This is a genomic window from Pedobacter sp. HDW13 (assembly GCF_011303555.1).
GTDB lineage: Bacteria > Bacteroidota > Bacteroidia > Sphingobacteriales > Sphingobacteriaceae > Pedobacter.
In genome coordinates this window covers 3,469,125-3,487,521 of the sequence record NZ_CP049868.1, presented here as the reverse complement: position 1 = coordinate 3,487,521, position 18,397 = coordinate 3,469,125, and the positions used below count along the sequence as shown (strand labels likewise).

Annotated in this window: 13 protein-coding genes; 12 read left to right on the top strand and 1 reads right to left on the bottom strand. The window is 39.7% G+C overall.

Going from position 1 to position 18,397, the window contains the following annotated elements:
• Position 1 precedes the first annotated feature (1 nt).
• The 8 genes from G7074_RS14715 (at position 2) to G7074_RS14680 (ending at position 12,018) form a co-directional block, all read left to right on the top strand.
• Positions 2–2,617, top strand: a complete 2,616-nt coding sequence (locus G7074_RS14715) for a DUF4132 domain-containing protein (protein WP_166209170.1) — start codon at positions 2–4, stop codon at positions 2,615–2,617.
• Entirely contained in the window at positions 2,617–3,330 is a 714-nt protein-coding gene (locus tag G7074_RS14710; protein ID WP_166209167.1) for a HesA/MoeB/ThiF family protein, read from the top strand. Before G7074_RS14715 ends, G7074_RS14710 begins: the two co-directional genes overlap by 1 nt.
• A 428-nt stretch (positions 3,331–3,758) precedes the next feature.
• On the top strand, positions 3,759–4,178 hold the full coding sequence (locus tag G7074_RS14705) for a hypothetical protein (protein WP_166209165.1): 420 nt from the start codon (positions 3,759–3,761) through the stop codon (positions 4,176–4,178).
• 84 nt (positions 4,179–4,262) lie between these two features.
• Positions 4,263–5,375: a sensor histidine kinase gene (locus tag G7074_RS14700; protein ID WP_166209162.1), complete on the top strand. Its 1,113-nt coding sequence runs from the start codon at positions 4,263–4,265 to the stop codon at positions 5,373–5,375.
• Positions 5,365–6,120, top strand: a complete 756-nt coding sequence (locus tag G7074_RS14695) for a LytTR family DNA-binding domain-containing protein (protein ID WP_166209159.1) — start codon at positions 5,365–5,367, stop codon at positions 6,118–6,120. Before G7074_RS14700 ends, G7074_RS14695 begins: the two co-directional genes overlap by 11 nt.
• A 239-nt stretch (positions 6,121–6,359) precedes the next feature.
• A complete protein-coding gene (locus G7074_RS14690; protein ID WP_166209156.1) occupies positions 6,360–7,424 on the top strand; it encodes an efflux RND transporter periplasmic adaptor subunit in 1,065 nt (354 codons plus the stop codon).
• Between the two features lie 20 nt (positions 7,425–7,444).
• A complete protein-coding gene (locus G7074_RS14685) occupies positions 7,445–10,597 on the top strand; it encodes an efflux RND transporter permease subunit (protein WP_166209153.1) in 3,153 nt (1,050 codons plus the stop codon).
• Positions 10,598–10,605: 8 nt separating this feature from the next.
• The gene (locus tag G7074_RS14680) at positions 10,606–12,018 is read left to right on the top strand and encodes an efflux transporter outer membrane subunit (RefSeq protein WP_166209150.1); all 1,413 of its coding nucleotides are present in this window, start codon (positions 10,606–10,608) and stop codon (positions 12,016–12,018) included.
• A 300-nt stretch (positions 12,019–12,318) separates the two neighbouring features.
• Here G7074_RS14680 and G7074_RS14675 read toward each other — a convergent pair whose 3' ends face one another.
• Positions 12,319–12,819: a DUF6252 family protein gene (locus G7074_RS14675; RefSeq protein WP_124558454.1), complete on the bottom strand. Its 501-nt coding sequence runs from the start codon at positions 12,817–12,819 to the stop codon at positions 12,319–12,321.
• Positions 12,820–13,719: 900 nt separating this feature from the next.
• Between G7074_RS14675 and G7074_RS14670 the strand changes: the two genes are divergently transcribed.
• The 4 genes from G7074_RS14670 to G7074_RS14655 all read left to right on the top strand — a co-directional run bounded on the left by G7074_RS14670 (position 13,720) and on the right by G7074_RS14655 (position 18,386).
• Positions 13,720–14,958, top strand: coding sequence for an O-antigen ligase family protein (locus G7074_RS14670; RefSeq protein WP_166209147.1), 1,239 nt, complete (start codon positions 13,720–13,722; stop codon positions 14,956–14,958).
• Positions 14,959–14,997: 39 nt separating this feature from the next.
• Complete coding sequence (locus G7074_RS14665) at positions 14,998–15,894, top strand: hypothetical protein (RefSeq protein WP_158673982.1); 897 nt, start codon at positions 14,998–15,000, stop codon at positions 15,892–15,894.
• Positions 15,895–16,614: 720 nt separating this feature from the next.
• Positions 16,615–17,187 carry an RNA polymerase sigma factor gene (locus G7074_RS14660; protein ID WP_124558452.1) on the top strand — a complete coding sequence of 191 codons (573 nt, stop codon included), beginning with the start codon at positions 16,615–16,617 and terminating at the stop codon, positions 17,185–17,187.
• Positions 17,188–17,264: 77 nt separating this feature from the next.
• Positions 17,265–18,386 (top strand): FecR family protein, encoded by a 1,122-nt coding sequence (locus G7074_RS14655; protein ID WP_166209144.1) that lies wholly within the window; start codon positions 17,265–17,267, stop codon positions 18,384–18,386.
• The last annotated feature ends 11 nt before the right edge of the window (positions 18,387–18,397 follow it).

The window sequence follows — 18,397 nt, the reverse complement described above, 5'->3', positions numbered from 1 at the left end:
CATGAAAATATTTGATAAAATTAAGCATGCCATTAACAGTGCAAAAGACAAAGTTTCTTCCAGCCTTACCGAAGCATTAACGGGTGAAAACCCCGAATTTAAAAAAATCATATCCGATACCAGAGATGAATGCCTGAAAACAAACGAACATTTCTACGACGTTAAATTCAGTTCAAGCGATGTTTACCAAAACCAGGTACAAAACTGGACAAATGAGCAAAAAACAGATTTCTTGCGTTACTGCATTAAGGAAATAGACACTCATGCCCAAAAAGATGGCGTTCCATACAACTCGATTTCCAGCAAAGACAACATTGTTAGAGTTGCCTATTTAACCCAACTCCTGAGAACCAAAATCCATTATAGTGATAGTGCACTGATTGGGATCGTAAACGATTTCTTCACCAAAAAACTATATGGTAAATGGTCTGCTTTTAACCAGTGGCCTATTGCATTATTTATTAACCAACTGCTAAACCAATACAAAAATGAAAAACCAGGTGAAGCGGTAAAAGCTGCCATCATAAAACTAAAAAAAGCCTACACCAGCAGCGATCAGGCAACATCGAAAGAAGTGGTCAAATTAAAAGCTAAGCTAGATGAGCTTCTTTTCGAGGAAACCAGTGTAGCAATCAAACCCACCCTTTTTATTGGTGAAGATGCCTTTGCTGCATTTGCCAACCCCATGCTTTTAGCCATGGAAAACCCCGAAAAACAACTTTGGTTTGATTTACTTGCCAAAGCCCAGAAAGCAACTGGTGCAAAACCCAGTAAAAAATACCTGGACGAATCGCTGGCCCTGATTAAAACCCTGGGGACTGATAAGTTCAAAAAAGTTATTGCAAGCTGGGTAGAATTTGTGATTGCCCATAAAGAAAGTTCTACCGAGCATACCTACGGCACTGGTGCCCAACGCTACACCTATACGCTAACTGAATTTTTAAGCGGCATTAACCTCGATGCCATAAAAGGTTTCATTTGGATATGTGCACACTTTCACGACCAAAATACCCTAAATCTAATCGCTAAACTCGCCGAACGATGCTTCAAAAAAATACCTGGTAAAGGCCCAACCGCTGCAGGCCTCGGAAACGCCTGTTTATATACACTTTATAAATCTAAAGGACTTGATGGCATTGGACACCTTTCCAGATTAAAACTGCGGATCAAACAATCAAACACGCAAACGCTAATTGAAAAATACATTGCAGAAGCCGCAGCCGTGCAGGGAGTTTCTACACACGACATCGAAGACATGGCGGTTGAAGACTTTAAACTGGAACATGGAAAACGAAGTTATTCATTTGAAGATTATACCTGCACGCTTCAAATTACCGGAGTTGGTAAATCAGTGCTTAACTGGGTTAAGCCCGATGACAGTCCGCAAAAAAGCGTACCTGCCTTCATCAAAGAAAAGTACGCCTCAAGGCTTAAAAAAATAAAAGATACCCAAAAACAAATCGACCAAAATACTTCAGCCCAGCGCGACCGCATAGACAGACTGTTTAGAACCGGGAGAGAATGGAATTATGAAAACTTTGAAAAGTACTTTCTTCATCACGGCTTGGTAAGCACCATAGCAGAAAAAATTATCTGGACTTTTACTAACCCAGAAAACAACAGCCAACAACAAAGCCTCATTAAAATCAATGATGGCTGGATAGATAATAAAGGTAACCAACAAGAACCTAAGCACACTTCAAGAGTATCGCTCTGGCATCCGGCCTTAGCAAGCACACAGGAAACAACTGACTGGAGAAGTTTCCTTACAGAAAAGAAAATACAGCAGCCTTTAAAGCAAGCTTATAGAGAAGTATACCTGCTCACTGATGCTGAAATTAATACCCGCACCTATAGCAACCGGATGGCATCGCACATCCTGAAGCAGCACCAGTTTAACATGCTCGCCAAAACCCGTGGCTGGAAATATTCCCTGCTTGGTGCTTATGACGATGGCCGTTACAACCAGTCTGCCCAGGTTAATCTTCCCGAATACAATCTCCGCGCAGAATACTGGATTAATGAAGTTGCTGCTGATGATGCATTCAATGATACCGGTATATGGAATTACATTTCTACTGATCAGGTCCGCTTCGTAGATACTACTAACGACCAGTTAAAAAACCTTATCGACATCCCTGCACTGCCCTTATCAGAAGTACTCCGCGATGTAGACCTCTTTGTTGGCGTAGCTAGCGTTGGTAACGACCCCACCTGGCAAGATTCGGGTGGCCTGCCTGCCTATAGAGATTACTGGACGGCTTTCTCTTTTGGCGAACTATCAGAAGTAGCTAAAAACAGAAAAGAAATCATCACTAATTTATTGCCGCGACTAAAAATCAGCAAAGTTGCCCAGGTCAAAGATAAGTTCTTAATTGTGCAAGGTACATTGCGCACTTACAAAATTCACCTGGGCAGCACCAATATCCTAATGGAACCTAACGACCAATACCTTTGTATTGTACCCGATAGGAGTCAGAAAAACCATACCGAAAACCTCTTTATCCCATTTGAAGGCGATGCAGGTCTGTCAGTAATCCTATCAAAAGCATTTCTTTTAGCCCAGGACGATAAAATTACCGATAGCACCATTACCTCTCAAATTAACCGAAGTTAATGCAGCGATACCAACAGCAAATCTTAGTTCCCGAGGTACTAAAAGGTGGTCAGGAAAAAATATTTAATGCCAGGGTCTTAATCATCGGCGCAGGTGGCTTAGGTGTGCCCCTGGCCACCTACCTTGCCTCCGCTGGTGTAGGCCATATTGGTATCATCGATCAGGACACAATCGCCATTACCAACTTACACCGCCAATTCTTATATACTACCGAAGACCTTAATAAATACAAGGTAGACGTTTTAGCAACACGGCTGAAAGCAATGAACCCAACAGCCAAAATAACTGCTTACAGAGAAAATCTGGACAAAAACAACGCAAAAGCTATTATTCAAGGCTACGACATTTTATGCGACTGCACTGACGACACCGAAACCAGAATCTTAATCGGGCAAGTAAGCGCAGCACATAACAAACCGCTCGTTTATGCAGCTGTTTTAGAATGGACGGCCTACCTCACGGTATTAAACCATAAGCGCAAAATCCAACTCGAAGACATCTTCTCCAGTCAAATGCTGCGCGAGAATGCCAATAATACTTGCAGCACCTCAGGTATTATCAATACCACTTGCGGTATAGCCGGCACCATGCAAGCCTTAGAAGTGCTAAAAATAATACTTATGGTCGACAGTAATCTAGACGGGAACCTGCTTTGTATTGAGACCTTAAGCAATACTTTTAAATTCTTTAAAATTCAAAAGCCTTCCAGTTAGTCGGGATTTGTAATCCCGTCTTTAATTTCTTCATTTTTTAGACAAATGATACCAGTATGGATTTAAAATCCCAAGTGCGATAAGACTTGCACCAGTAGGCTTTCCTTACGCTGTTATGATGATGTTTTAGGGCGATAATTATAATTTGAACTTAATTGCTTGAATGTTCTTTAGATGAAAAAAGAACTACACTTCAGTTACCTATCGATCTGCTTAAGGTACTATTTTTAACAGTTCGGCTCTATTTTGATCAAAATATCCTAGTATTGATCGTATCATTGGACATTCCAAATCACTAACCTTGAGCAGGAGATAACGATGAGCAATAATTTAAAACAGGATACCGCCCTATAAATCCGGGCTGGCTGAACCAGTTTTTTTCCAAAACCCCGAACGGTAAGTCAACCTTGCCTTTCTCAATTTTTTCAATGCCTGTAGCACAGCTTAAAAAGGAGTTTACGCTACCATCAGCATTTACACAAGAAATTTTAGGCTACACTCACCTGGTAGCCATCTATCTGCCCGCTTCAGCCTACAAACGCGAAAGGTTACTCTATTACCATTCAGATATACGTTTCAGGAGCATCCCCGATGAAGATTTTGCCTGTAAGTTAATCTGCAAAATGAAACTTATTGCCATAAGCAATAGCTTTGATCAGGTGGCTGAGCAGTATTTGGGGCTTGTAATGGGCATTATCAACAGGCCACAACTTAAAGCACATTTCGGTATAAAATTCATCGACGAGAAAATATATTACAACCTGAAAGTAAAATTTGCTTGCCATGATGAAAGGGAATTGGTGCATGTAATTGCTTTTAAACCGTTTGAGGGAAATTCTTTATCTTAAATCTTTGATTAGCATATGGCTCCAAATATCTTTCAGATACATTATTATTGTAGCGATAAATAGGAAAACAACCACGCAGAGCAGATGCCAATAGCCACAGAAACATTTTTGAGTAATAAAACCAGAAGGATTCTTTTTCTTTTTTGTGCATTTGTGCTTTACTACCTAGTATCCTTTCTGATCGATCCCTATGCTAAATTCTGGCAGAACTATTTTCAGCGCAGCCACCTTGATATTGCAGCAGAATGGCTGATTACTTTTTTGTTCTGCTTTCTGGTTGCCGAAGCCACCATTGTAATCCACAACAAACTGAACAAGCGTATCCCATGGACAAAAAAGCCAGGCAAGCGTTTATTTATTGAAACCTTATTGAACATCGCAGTAGTGTTTGCGGTAATTTTATTGAACGTAATCTGCATGTACCTGATCTATAACAAAACAGAAGCAGCAGAGCAGCTGTCGATAGAAGATATTAGAAACCTATTACAGTGGATTATTGTAAGTCTTGTTATTGCCTTCATCATTATGGGCGTTAACACAGGTAGTTATATGGTAAACAACTGGAAAAATTCTGAGCTTGAAGTTACCGAACAGAAACTCCGTGTATCCGAACTGCGGCAGGCATCAGTTGAGGCCGAACTTAATGCGCTTAAACTTCAGCTCGACCCGCATTTCATTTTCAATAACCTGAGTGTACTCTCTGAGCTAATTCTTGAGGATCAGGCCCTGGGTTATAAATATTCAGAGAATTTTGCCAAAGTATACCGTTTCCTGCTGCTAAATTCGAAAAAAGATCTCATCCCGCTTGAAGAAGAATTGAAGTTTCTCCGTTCATATATCTTCCTAACCGAACAGCGAATCGGGAGCGGCGTCAGCTTCAATATCGCAGTTGATCAATCAGCTAACCAGCTGCTTATCCCGCCCTTAACCCTTCAGCTATTGATCGAAAATGCGATTAAACACAATCGAACAGGTAAAAACAATCCACTTGAAATCAATATCTATTCTACTTTAAAAGATAACCTTGTAGTTGAGAATAAACTTATACCATTAGAACATCCCATTGGCGGATCAACCGGGATAGGACTTGCCAATATCATTCGCCGTTTTAGCTTACTGGCAAAACAAACCCCAACTGTGACGGCCAACGAAGGAAGTTTTAAGGTGACCATTCATCTCATAGCCAATGATCAATAAACTCGTTATAATTGAAGACGAAAAACCAAATGCAGATCGTTTGGTACGCCTAATTAGAACATTGGCCCCAGAAGCCAATATTCTGACCGTATTAGATAGTATTGCCGACAGCGTTGATTGGTTTAATGCCAATCCCCCGCCCGATCTTGTGATGATGGACATCAGGTTATCTGATGGACTAAGCTTTGATATTTTTTCAAAAGTAGCAATCAACTGCCCGGTTATTTTTACCACCGCTTATGACGAGTATGCCTTACAGGCATTCAGGCACAATGGCATTGACTACCTACTCAAACCCATCGAAACCGAGGAACTGGAGAAAGCCCTTAATAAGGTTAGATCACATTCGGGCAACCCTTATGATACCACTACAATGGGGCGCTTAATGGAACTACTAAGGCCAAAAGAGTTTAGAAGTAAATTTCTGTTGCCCTTTAAAGACGGCTATAAAGTAGTACCGGTAAACGAAATCTGCTTCATATCTCTTGAACATAGGATTGCCACAGCACACCTGCTTAACAGCGCAGAAGCCATCCTCCAGCATACCATGGAGGAACTGGAGCAACAACTTGATCCTAAACTGTTTTTTCGTGCCAACAGACAATTTATTATCCATATCGATTCAGTAAAACAGATATTAAACTATTTTAACGGGAAACTCAAAGTCATTCTAAAAGGAAATACTGCTGAGGTAATTGTTAGCAGGGAAAAAGCAGCATCATTAAAAGACTGGATTTCTTTTTAGTTATCAGAAAGGCTGATTTGTGAGCACAAGTGGAATAATCAGATAACGTTTCAGGAAGACACGGTTTCGTTTCAAACCTCATTTAAGACACTTGAGTTAGATTTCACTTAAAAACCTTTGCCATTATATCTTCTTTTGCACCGTAAAAAAAGATATATCGAAATGATAAAACAGAAGATTCAGGCAGCAAATATAGTCAGGTTTTTCCTGCTTATTGCGATATCGGTAATGGCCGCATCATGCGGGAGCAAGCAAGAAGAAGCCCCCTGCAGCAGGTCATCAAGGTAGATTTCCTTACCATTGAACCAGCGGCTGCAAGCCTCGAAAAAAAGTATCCGGGTACCATTGAAGGTACTGTGAATGTAGATATCAAAGCGCAGGTATCAGGCTATCTGGAGCAGATTTATGTAAAAGAAGGCGACTACGTAACTAAGGGACAAGCGCTTTTTAAAATAAAGGGTGATGTTTTTCAGGAGCAGGTAAACAACAGTCAGGCCAGTTTAAAAGCCGCGCAGGCAGCACAGGCAACAGCGAAGATAGAAGTAGAAAAAATCCGCTCGCTGGTTGAGGGTAAAGTTGTTTCGCCTTTACAGTTAGAAACTGCCCAGGCACAATACGAATCGGCCACCGCGCAGGTATTACAGGCAAGGGCAGCATTAGGCTCATCAAAGATTAATGCAAATTTTGCTGTAATTAAAGCACCAGTTAGTGGATATATCGGCAGGATTCCCAATCGCATAGGCAACCTGGTAACTCCTTCAGATACTGCACCATTAACCTCATTATCTGATATCAATCAGGTTTTTGTTTATTTCTCTATGAGTGAGGCCGATTTTATCTCTTACACCAAAGACAAAAAATCGGGTATCGCAGGCAACAAGGTAGATATGGTAATGGCTGATGGAAAAATATTCGACCATACCGGTACCCTGGAACTGGCCAGTGGAAACATCGAGCAATCTACCGGCACTATGGCCTTAAAAGCAATTTTTCCCAATCCCGATAAAATGCTGCGTTCAGGTGGCTCGGCAAGGATTATCCTGAGCCGGAACATCAGTTCAACTTTAAGGGTGCCTATGGCAGGTGTTAAAGATATTCAAGACAAACTTTTTGTATTTGTTCTTGGCGACAGTAACCAGGTAGAAATGAAACCTATTGAAATTGCAGGCCATTCGGGTAACGATTATATCATCTCCTCGGGGCTTAAAGCAGGTGACAGGATTGCCCTCAACAACATCGACAACCTTAACCATGGCATGAAAGTAACTCCAACTCCTGCAAAAGGCGATTTATCAAAGAAATAATCAGCTTAAAAAAAGAAAACATGTTAAAAAAGATAATAGATAGGCCCGTAATGGCTACGGTTATTTCCGTGGTGCTCCTCATTCTGGGTATCATCGGTTTAACGCGCTTACCCGTAACCAGGTTTCCTGATATCTCTCCGCCTACAGTAATGGTATCGGGCAGTTATCCGGGAGGTAACAGTGAGGCTGTAATCCGCTCGGTGGTAACCCCACTGGAAGAGCAGATTAACGGCGTTGAGAATATGCAGTACATCAAATCTACTGCAAGTAATGATGGTACCTTCTCGATCTCTGTGATTTTTAAACAGGGCGTTAATCCCGACCAGGCGGCTGTAAACGTGCAAAATCGTGTGCAACAAGCTACCCCGATCCTTCCACAGGAAGTGATTCGGATGGGGCTTACCACTTCCAAGCAGCAAAACAGTATGATCATGATCTTCAACATCTATACGGATGACAATAAGAAATATGATGAGCTTTTTTTGCAAAACTATGTGAACATTAACCTAATTCCAGGCATCAAAAGAGTGCCCGGAGTTGGCCAGGCGCAGGTATTCGGCCAAAAAGATTATTCGATGCGGGTATGGCTAAACCCACAGAAAATGGCAAGTTACAACCTGATTCCGGATGATGTGAACCAGGCCATTGCCAGCCAAAGTATCGAATCTGCCCCCGGAAAACTGGGTGAAGAATCAGACGCAGCACTTGAATATGTAATGCGCTACAAAGGAAAGAAAAACCAGCCCGAAGAATACGAGAACATTGTGATAAAACGGAACGGCAGAGATTTGGTACGTTTAAAAGATGTGGCCAGGATAGAGTTTGGTTCATTGAGCTACAGCGGTAACTCTACCTCTAACGGAAAAAATGCAGTTACCGTAGCCATTCTCCAAACTACAGGTTCAAATGCAAACGAGATTGAAATTGGTGTAAGGGCCGAACTTGCAAAAGCGGCAAAATCATTTCCTCCCGGCATTTCGCACACCAGCTTATTAAGTTCCAAAGAACGTTTGGATGAGGCTACAGGTCAGGTAAAACACACCCTCATTGAGGCGTTTATACTGGTTTTCATTGTAGTGTTTATTTTCTTGCAGGATTTGCGTTCAACAATTATTCCGGCTATTGCGGTTCCGGTTGCCATACTGGGCACATTTTTCTTCCTGCTGGCATTTGGTTTTACCATTAACGTACTTACCCTGTTTGCACTTGTGCTGGCCATTGGTATTGTGGTTGATGATGCCATTGTAGTGGTAGAAGCTGTGCATGCAAAAATGGAAGGTTCGGATATGACCGGTAAAGAAGCTACCCACAGTGCCATGGGCGAAATTACCGGGGCGGTTATTTCCATTACACTGGTAATGTCGGCCGTATTTATCCCAATTGGCTTTATGACAGGTTCATCAGGTATTTTTTACAAACAGTTTGCCTATACCCTTGCCATCGCAATTATTATATCGGCAGTTAATGCCTTAACCTTAACCCCTGCCCTATGCGCACTGCTGTTAAAAAATAACCACGCAGGTGCCCACGGAGAAAAAGCAGAAAAACCAGGTTTTAAGAAACGTTTCTTTATCGCCTTCAATTCGGGGTTCGATAACCTGACGGGAAAATACATCAAAGGGCTTAAATTTCTGATTAATAAGAAATGGTTAGGTGCCGGTTTGGTACTCGTAGTTACAGGCCTTGCTGCATGGCTGATGATGAGTACGCCAAAAAGTTTTGTACCCATGGAAGATGATGGCTTTATAATCTTTAGTTTGAGCATGCCTCCAGGAACCGGCCTTGGCCGTACCACAGCGGTAACTAAAAGAATTGATACTATCCTTTCTAAAACGCCATCAGTACAAACAAGTACCTCGATTACCGGCTTCAATATCCTCTCTAACAGTGCAAGTCCTGCTTATGCCATGGGTTTCGTTAAGTTAAAACCAAAGGAAGAACGCGGCGAAGTAAAGGATATAGATCAGATCATGGCTTCGCTAACCGGCCAGTTTGCAGAAATTAAAGAAGGGAGTCTTATGGCATTCAGAAGCCCTCCGGTAGAAGGTTATGGAGTAACCAGCGGATCAGAGATTGTGCTTCAGGACAAATCTGGAAAAGATCCTGCTGCTTTAAAAGCCATGTCGGATAAGCTGATCGGCCAGATTATGCAGCAACCAGGCGTTCAGTACGCCTATACTACTTTTAGAACCGATTACCCGCAATTAGAACTCGATGTTGACGAAGATAAGGCCAACCAGATGGGCGTAAATATCAGTGGGATGATGAATACCATCCAAACCTACTTTTCTGGCGACCAGAGCATGAACTTTACCCGGTTCGGAAAATTCTACCGCGTAAACGTTAAGGCCGAAGGTGTATTCAGAACTGATGAAGATGCCTTTAACGAGATCTTTGTCCGCAACGATCAGAACCAGATGGTACCCGTAAAATCCCTGGTAAAAATGCACAAGGTATATGGACCTGAATCATTATCCAGGTACAATCTTTTCAACGCATTAACCATCAGTGTGGTGGGCAATCCGGATGCGAGTAGCGGACAGATTATGGAAACGCTCGAAAAGAACGTACTCAATACATTACCTACCGATTATGGTTACGAATGGACAGGCTTAAGCCTGGAGGAAAAATCATCAGGCAACCAAACGGTAATGATCCTCGGATTATGCCTGCTTTTTGTATACTTTTTATTGGCTGCCCAATATGAAAGTTATCTGTTACCGCTTTCGGTGCTGCTTTCTATCCCAACGGGCGTACTTGGTGCTTTTGCAGCAATTAAGACCATTGGCTTAGATAACAACATTTATGTACAGGTAGGTTTGATTATGCTTGTGGGGCTACTGGCCAAAAACGCAATCCTGATTGTAGAGTTTGCTGTTCAACGAAGGGCGTCGGGATTAAGTATTGTCGAATCGGCTATCGATGGGGCAAAATCAAGATTACGCCCGATTATTATGACCTCACTCGCATTTATTGTGGGGATGATCCCATTAATGACCGCAACAGGTGGCTCTGCCATGGGTAACAGATCAATCAGTACCGGAGCTGCCATAGGTATGCTTAGCGGGGTAATATTAGGTGTATTCGTAATTCCATTATTATACATCCTTTTCCAGTTCCTGCAAGAAAAGATATCAATAAAGAAAGAAGAACACAAGGTTCAAGCAAAGTAAATTTTAAAATGAAATTAGCTAAAATCAATATATATCTGCTGCTCGGTACAGCCCTTTACCTCAGCTCTTGTGCTGTGGGTAGAAAATACAGTCGTCCGGCAATAGAAACCCCTGTGGTTTACAGGCAACAAATTTCGGTAACCGGCGATACGGTGCTACTGCCATGGAAAACTTTTTTTCAGGACCCAAAACTGGTTGAACTGATTAACCAGGCGGTGGTAAAAAACATGGATGTATCCGTAGCCATGTTAAACCTCGAACAGGTTAACCTTACTTACAAACAGGCCAAGCTGGGGTTGATTCCCTCGCTCGATCTGGCCATTGGTGCATCCAGGAATTTCCCTTCAAAGAATTCGCTTAACGGATCATTAAATCAACAGTTTACGGGCGAGCGGTACCTGGATGATTTCAATGCCACACTTTCCCTATCCTGGGAGGCCGATATATGGGGCAAGGTAAAAATGCAAAAAGCTGGGGCTAAAGCAAACTACCTGATGCAAAAAGAAAACCTGGAGGCCTTAAGAACCAGAATTGTAGCACAGGTAGCACAAAGTTATAATAACCTGATCACTTTGGATGAGCAGTTAAAGGTTGCTGAGCGGAACACTGCATTGAGCGATAGTACACTGAAAATGATCCGTATCCAGTTTAAATCAGCACAGGTTAATTCTTTGGCGGTAGCCCAGGCAGAGGCACAGAAAAAAACGGCCGAACTGCTTGTTCCCTTAACAAAACTGAATATAGAAGTACAGGAAAATGCATTGAGTATTCTCTGCGGAAAATTCCCAGACCAGATTGAAAGAGCATCAGACAGGGCTGAATTGGTTCGTACCAAATTATTCCCAACAGGGGTACCCGCAAATTTGCTTGCCCGCCGGCCAGATATTAAAGCTGCTGAATATGCGGTGACGGCTGCAAATGCCAATACAGGCTTGGCTAAAGCAGCCATGTTTCCGGCATTCAGCCTCACTCCTTCTGTAGGCATGAACTCATTTAAATTTAATAACTGGTTTGACCTACCAGGTTCGCTGGCAAGAAACTTCGCTGGCAATATTGCTCAGCCTATCTTCCGCAAAAAGGAATTAAGAACGGCCTACGAAATTGCGCAACTCGAACAGCAGAAATCGGCAGAACAGTTTAGGCTTTCGGTGATGACAGCCGTTGGCGAGGTATCGGATGCATTAGTGAAATCGAAATATGCAGAGGAACGTTCGTTGCTTGTTGACGAAAAAAGGACTGCGCTCGAAAAAGCAGGTCGTGATGCGATGCTACTCTTTAAGAGCGGAATGGCAACTTATCTGGAAGTAATTGTAGCACAAAACAACAGTTTACAGAACGAGTTGGAAAGAACGGAGATCAAACGCGATCAGTTCAATGCCATAATCGATCTCTACCGATCGCTAGGTGGTGGCGTAGAATAAATATTTAAGCATTTCTCTTGCTATCTTTAAGGTTGATCTATATAGGGTGGGCAACGTTCACCCTATTGGATACCCCTCACTACACACTCGAGCCGCTTCTGCATTTTCGCTTCATTACAGCTTCTCCAATGCTGTAAGCCTTACCGTTACTATAATCCAGTTAGTCGGGATTTGCAATCCAGGCTTTTAACCTCAATATTAAATAAACGATGCCATAAATGGATTCAAAATCTTAAGAACTAGAGTTTTTTAAACAATAACAGAAATAAGACCATTTTGGATAAATATTTATGGTATTTTTTAGTTCGTGAAATTAATGTCGAACCGCCCATTTGTGACAGAGATTAGCTTTCCTGTAGAGGCATTTTTGCCAGTAAAGTAAAATCGTCCAGAAATAATATTTTTGACCTTATCGTACTTGGTGATGATTATTTTTCCTTCAATGGCAGGGTAAGCAGCATCAAAACCGCTATACGTCGTTTCGGAAGTAATTGGATACTCGCCTGTGGCTACCATATTTCTAACTGGTAAACCAACTCCTTCATTAGTGCTTTTTCTTCTGGAATAAAGGGATAAAATATCAGATTGTATTGAGGCTGTGAGTGCCGGCAGACCAATCACACCATCTGGCGTGTATACCTTACCATCAATAAGGCACCCAAATGTATTTGCTCCTACCTGGGTTTCAGCTGGTAGTTCTTCATCTTTAGTTATAGAAGAATGTTTCTTACAAGAAGTTAATGTTAAAACTAACAGTAAGATTGATATATAGCATTTTATCAAATGCAGTGAGATTTTCACAAGGAGTAGAGTTGAGCGTATCGTTTTTCGGAAAAAACTTAGATATTTTTTTTGATAAATAAGTGTTTTCTAAAAAAATGAATGTTGTTATGTATCACACATAAAGTTTTTTAAGAAATAATTCAACTGGATCCAATAGCATTAAAATAAGATTCCATATTCCATAAATTTCATAAGCGTAAGGTATCTGATATTTTGGAGATTGTTCAATCTTTTGCTACTTTAGAATAAATTACTTAAACGCCCTCAATGAATCAAAAAACTTCCAGCCAAGAGCTCAAAATTATCACAATATCTCTATCAGAATGGAGAACTATCGAAGTTCTACTTTAGTCTCTAGATCCACGAAAGAATTATGCTCAATAATTTTTCTTTTACATCTAAAAAAGGAGTTGTTTTAATTCAGGCATTTCTATTTCTTGTGCTAGTTTTAGCTTGCCTAAATAACCCATTAATAAGTCAATGGAGTGCATTGCCAAATGTTTATTTATTCTTTTTTATTTCATTGTTATTCTCTGTGCCTATACTAATACTAGAATTGAATGATTCAAAAAAACGATTAAACCTGATTGATCTGGGAGTGGTGTTTTTTTTTCTGTTTCTTATAATTCATATTATTTGGAACATAGGGAAGGGAAATTTATTTCTTAATGATTCTTTGTTATCATTAAGCTTTATTTTAATAATGTACTTTCCTTTCAAGTATTTAATAAAACACAATTACTCCTCTGTAGTTCAGGTTTTTATATTAATATTTGATATACATCTCATCTTGGAGCAGTACAGTTTTTTTACTCCTACTTGAATGGTTTAGACATTTCTTTAACTGTTAGCGGAAGTTTTAGGCATTCCGGAATTTTTTCTATTTATCTAGCATCATTCCTTCCTATAAGGTTTAACATGGCTAAAAACAAGTTAGATTCAATATTTAGTTATTGGAATATCTTTCTGCTATCATTCATATTGTTATTGGTTTTAGCTACCCAATCCCGAGCTGGATTATTTCTCTACTGCATCAGTTTGATATTTTTATTCCGTACATATATAAAAAGCTTTTATTCTAAAAGTAGATATAAGGTTATACTGCTTACAGCGACAATTATTTTTTCAACAGCCTTAATAACAACTTTGATATATTTAAAAGTTCCATCAGCATTAGGCAGACTTTTTATATGGCAAAATTCTTTTGAAATGTTTTGGCAAAAACCCATTTTAGGATGGGGATCTGGTGGATTTGAAAAATCATATCTGGATCAACAGGCAACATATTTCAAAAACAATCTATCTTCAGACGCTTATAAATATAAGATGGTCGCTGATAGTGTATCCTCACCTCTTAACGAATACCTAAAAATACTTGTAGATCATGGCATTATGGGTATTTTATGTTTGGCTATAACGATCAGAATAATCTGGAAATTTTCGAAAAACATCCATAATAAGAATGAATATTCCTTTTTCTTTACCTTAACTTTAATCTTGTTATCGGCTTTTGTCTATTTTACTTTTCAATCTACGACAATATTTTTGGTCCTCCTATTGTGCCTGGCCTATATCTCTAGCGGAGAAAGTGAATTAAATTTATACGTAACTATAAATAAATCGGTTACATTATTAATAAAAGGTTTGTTATTTATTTTATGTTCTTTATTATTCTATTATAGTTTAGAACAATACAATGCCACTGCCAGGTGGAAGAAAGCAATAAATCACATGGAATCTCATCCCGAAATATCGTTAAAGGTTTATAAAGAAATATCTAACGAATTAAACCATCGGCCAGCTTTTAATTACAATTATGGGGTTACATTATTTCAATATGGCCGGTATCCAGAAAGTGTTAAAATCTTCGAAGACCTTAGGAATAAGTTTGTCACTCTAGACGTAATGCTATACTTAGGTAAATCTTACCAGGCCGTTAAACAATATAATAATGCTGAGAAAATCTTCAAAGATGCTTCTTTTATGGTACCTAATAGATTTATCCCAAAATACAATCTGTTTAGGCTTTATCACGAAATTAAAGATTTTAAGAAGGCAGATGCTGTAGCGCAAGAAATATTGACCATGCCAGTAAAAATACCTTCAAATGAAGTAGATAGCATAAAAAATGAAGTAAAAAAAATGTTGATTAAATGAAAATTCAATAATAGAAGTATAACCCTTACCTAAAAAACCATGAAAAAATCAAATTACCTCCTAAGTTTTGGAATTACAATTTCAGTTTTTGCATTTATTGTAATAATTGCATCTTGTCAAAAATCTAAAGACAGTTTTGATGAATTACTTGATACTAAAAACATCAGTCTGAATCAAAAAATGTCATCGACTACTTTTAACGCTTGTCTTGAGACCTATGATATATGGCAGTGGTCTGTCTCATACGCATGCCCTCAAAATTCGGTTGAACTGGCATTGAATAAGAAAGATATCAAGAGAGCTAAACGCATTGATTCGATTACCAAAGCAAATCCTTCAAAATATCCAGTTACTGCACCTGTTCTTAATGATCCAAAAAAGGAAGCCCCACAATCTTTTTCAATTCTTCAATATGGTGTGCCAACAACCAGCATAATTGATGAGGTTGGTTCGGCACCAGAGTTTGGAGGTTCGGTTATTACATTATATATATTGGAATATGGTCCATATGGTGGTGTAATTTCTTTAGGTATTAAAAATGGAGGATATAGCAGAGCAGTTGCATTTTATCCTAACACCTATTCAATTGTTAAAGATGTGAGTTACCCGGGAGTGTTTACGAATACCAGTGGCCTGGCGTATACGTATAGTATTTCGAAAACAGCAACTTTCCTCGGGCCGTTTCTCAATTATTTATCAAAAAGACAAACACCTACAGTTAGCCATAATTATACTATTAATTCATTTGAAGGATACCACCTTTTCAAAGAGGCTATTGGTTTAATCGGAATTTCATTACCAACTGTAACTACCATTGGTGATTATCCTCATAGTCTAGCACAAGCCATAAGAACATGGACACCGCCAGCTAATGTAACGGTAAATCTTGATGGAGGATTCATTCCATTGAGGCAGGGAGATGGAGGAGACTTGTAATCTATATGAAGATCATTTTTATTAGTAATACTTTGACATGATCTATTTTAATCGTGATATGGCTTTTACTACCTTAATTGACCTCATAGAATCCTTATAGAGCCTTGATTCGTTCTTTAACGAAAAAAGTTTAGTAAAAAGAATGGAAATAACCATAACAGGCAATAATTAAAAAGGTTGTAGTCCTGTACACTGCCCCAAAAAGTTAGACACTTATTGGGGGCATTTTTATGGCTACAACCTTTTTAGTGTTTGTACTAAGCAACATAGCTCTATCAGATCATATTTCCACACACAGTACAAGTGCACCGGCATATAGCCTACTTATGATACAACATCTTCCAGTTAGTCGGGATTTGTAATCCCGTCTTTTAACCACAATCTTAAATACACGATGACATAAATGGATTTTAAATCCAAAGAACCATAGATCTGGATTACCAATCCGGACTAGCAAGAGCCCAAATATATTTACCAATAAGAGGTAATAATTTGCCAATTTAATTGAATTTTAATTCTAACTTTATCATTTAATTGCACTGTAAGTCAGTTTATCCTGCTGATTTAACACTATTGCTTCGAAGCAATATGAGCCATGTATAACCAAATAAATCACGAAGCTACCAAAAGCGGCTTAACCGCATACGAACCAGCCGTTACCCCTCTCTGAATTGCTGCATCATGTGTTTTTTATCCAATCATATATAGATAACCGAGTTAATGACCAAGTATAACGCATACACCGACCAACTACTCGCTCAGCTGTTGCGTGAAGGAGACCGTGTGGCATACACCGAAGTTTACAACCGTTATAAAAGATTGTTATACCTCTTTGCTTTTCGCAGACTTGGAGAAAAAGAAGAGGTATGGGACATTGTTCATGAGGTATTTCTTTCCTTGTGGCTAAATCACGAAAATCTGGTCATCGAGCATTCATTATCTACTTATCTGCATGCCGCCATGAGGAATAAGGTAGCCAATGCCATTGCCCATAAGCATGTTTCGGCACGTTATTTAGATAGCTTTACCCTATACCTATCAAGCGAAAAGGATGTTACCGATCATGCAGTACGACACCATGAACTCGAAATCCTCATCGACCGGGAAATTAATGCACTACCGGCACAAATGCGAAAAGTATTCGAAATGAGCCGTAAAAACGGTTATAACCGCAAACAGATTGCCGAACTCCTCAATCTTTCTGAAGAGACTGTTAAAGCCCATATGTACCAATCGCTCAAAAGATTAAAGATGAAACTGGGCTCTATGCTGAGCATTGTTTTTTTACTTTAATTTTTTTTACAAAAAGACTAACCCTAAATTGCTTGGTAACTGACTAACTACTAATTACAGCCAAATATAATTAGTAGATGGATCAACATTACGCAAAGCAGCTCCTTGAGAAATACAAGTCGGGCAACTGTAGCCAGTTTGAAAAAGAGCAGGTTGAAAGTTGGATAGACTTTGGTGAATTTCCCGAATTTACCTTAAGCGAAAAAGAGCTGCAAAACCAGATGAATGCCCTTTCAAGTGCTTTACCTTTACACCGTGGGCGTCGTTTATGGCCACGCTTCTCTATTGCCGCTGCACTTGCATTTATAGTAATGAGTATTGGCATCACCTACTATAAAACAAACACTCCTCCGTCCCAAAAAGAAAAACCTACCGTAAAAAATATAGTTCCCGGTAAAACAGGGGCAACACTAACCCTGGCCAACGGACAAAAGATTAAGCTAAGCGATGCAGTAAATGGCGAAATAGCCAAAGAAACCGGCGTAAGCATTACCAAAATGCAAAACGGACAGCTGGCTTATCAATTTGCACCTACAGCCAATGGTAGCGCTAAAAAAAATATGCTGAATACCCTTTCTACTGCACGTGGCGAAACCTATTTGCTTATTTTACCCGATAAATCAAAAGTCTGGCTTAATGCAGCATCCAGCATCACTTACTCTACAAATCTTATTGATAAGGGTGTACGTAGGGTTCAATTAAAGGGAGAAGCTTATTTCGAAGTTTTTAAAGATAAGTCGCATCCTTTTATTGTAAGCACAGCCAATCAGGAGGTAGAAGTTTTGGGTACCCATTTTAATATCAACAGCTATGCTGATGAGCCTGCAACCACAACCACCCTGTTAGAAGGAAGCGTGAAAGTTAAACAGGGACCGATAAGCCATATGTTAAAACCAGATCAGCAGGCAGCAATTGATAAAGGAGGAAAATTTACCCTGAGTAATGTAAATGCTGATGATGCAGTAGCATGGAAAGATGGGGTTTTTCTTTTTGAAGATGAACCTTTAGAAAGCATTATGCGCCGGATATCGAGATGGTATAATTTAGACATCGAATATGCAAAAGATGTAGATAAGGATAAATTATATAGTGGAGGGGTTTCCAGGTACGAAAATGTATCTACGGTGTTGGAAATTTTGGAGTCAACAAAAAATATACACTTAAAAATAGAAGAAAGGAGAATAATTGTTATGAAATAAGCTTATTAAAC

Excerpts from the sequence above, each read along its gene's own strand:
- G7074_RS14715 (WP_166209170.1), top strand. The coding sequence starts at position 2 with ATGAAAATATTTGATAAAATTAAGCATGCCATTAACAGTGCAAAAGAC.
- G7074_RS14710 (WP_166209167.1), top strand. The coding sequence starts at position 2,617 with ATGCAGCGATACCAACAGCAAATCTTAGTTCCCGAGGTACTAAAAGGT.
- G7074_RS14705 (WP_166209165.1), top strand. The coding sequence starts at position 3,759 with ATGCCTGTAGCACAGCTTAAAAAGGAGTTTACGCTACCATCAGCATTT.
- G7074_RS14700 (WP_166209162.1), top strand. The coding sequence starts at position 4,263 with ATGCCAATAGCCACAGAAACATTTTTGAGTAATAAAACCAGAAGGATT.
- G7074_RS14695 (WP_166209159.1), top strand. The coding sequence starts at position 5,365 with ATGATCAATAAACTCGTTATAATTGAAGACGAAAAACCAAATGCAGAT.
- G7074_RS14690 (WP_166209156.1), top strand. The coding sequence starts at position 6,360 with ATGCGGGAGCAAGCAAGAAGAAGCCCCCTGCAGCAGGTCATCAAGGTA.
- G7074_RS14685 (WP_166209153.1), top strand. The coding sequence starts at position 7,445 with ATGTTAAAAAAGATAATAGATAGGCCCGTAATGGCTACGGTTATTTCC.
- G7074_RS14680 (WP_166209150.1), top strand. The coding sequence starts at position 10,606 with ATGAAATTAGCTAAAATCAATATATATCTGCTGCTCGGTACAGCCCTT.
- G7074_RS14670 (WP_166209147.1), top strand. The coding sequence starts at position 13,720 with ATGGCTAAAAACAAGTTAGATTCAATATTTAGTTATTGGAATATCTTT.
- G7074_RS14665 (WP_158673982.1), top strand. The coding sequence starts at position 14,998 with ATGAAAAAATCAAATTACCTCCTAAGTTTTGGAATTACAATTTCAGTT.
- G7074_RS14660 (WP_124558452.1), top strand. The coding sequence starts at position 16,615 with ATGACCAAGTATAACGCATACACCGACCAACTACTCGCTCAGCTGTTG.
- G7074_RS14655 (WP_166209144.1), top strand. The coding sequence starts at position 17,265 with ATGGATCAACATTACGCAAAGCAGCTCCTTGAGAAATACAAGTCGGGC.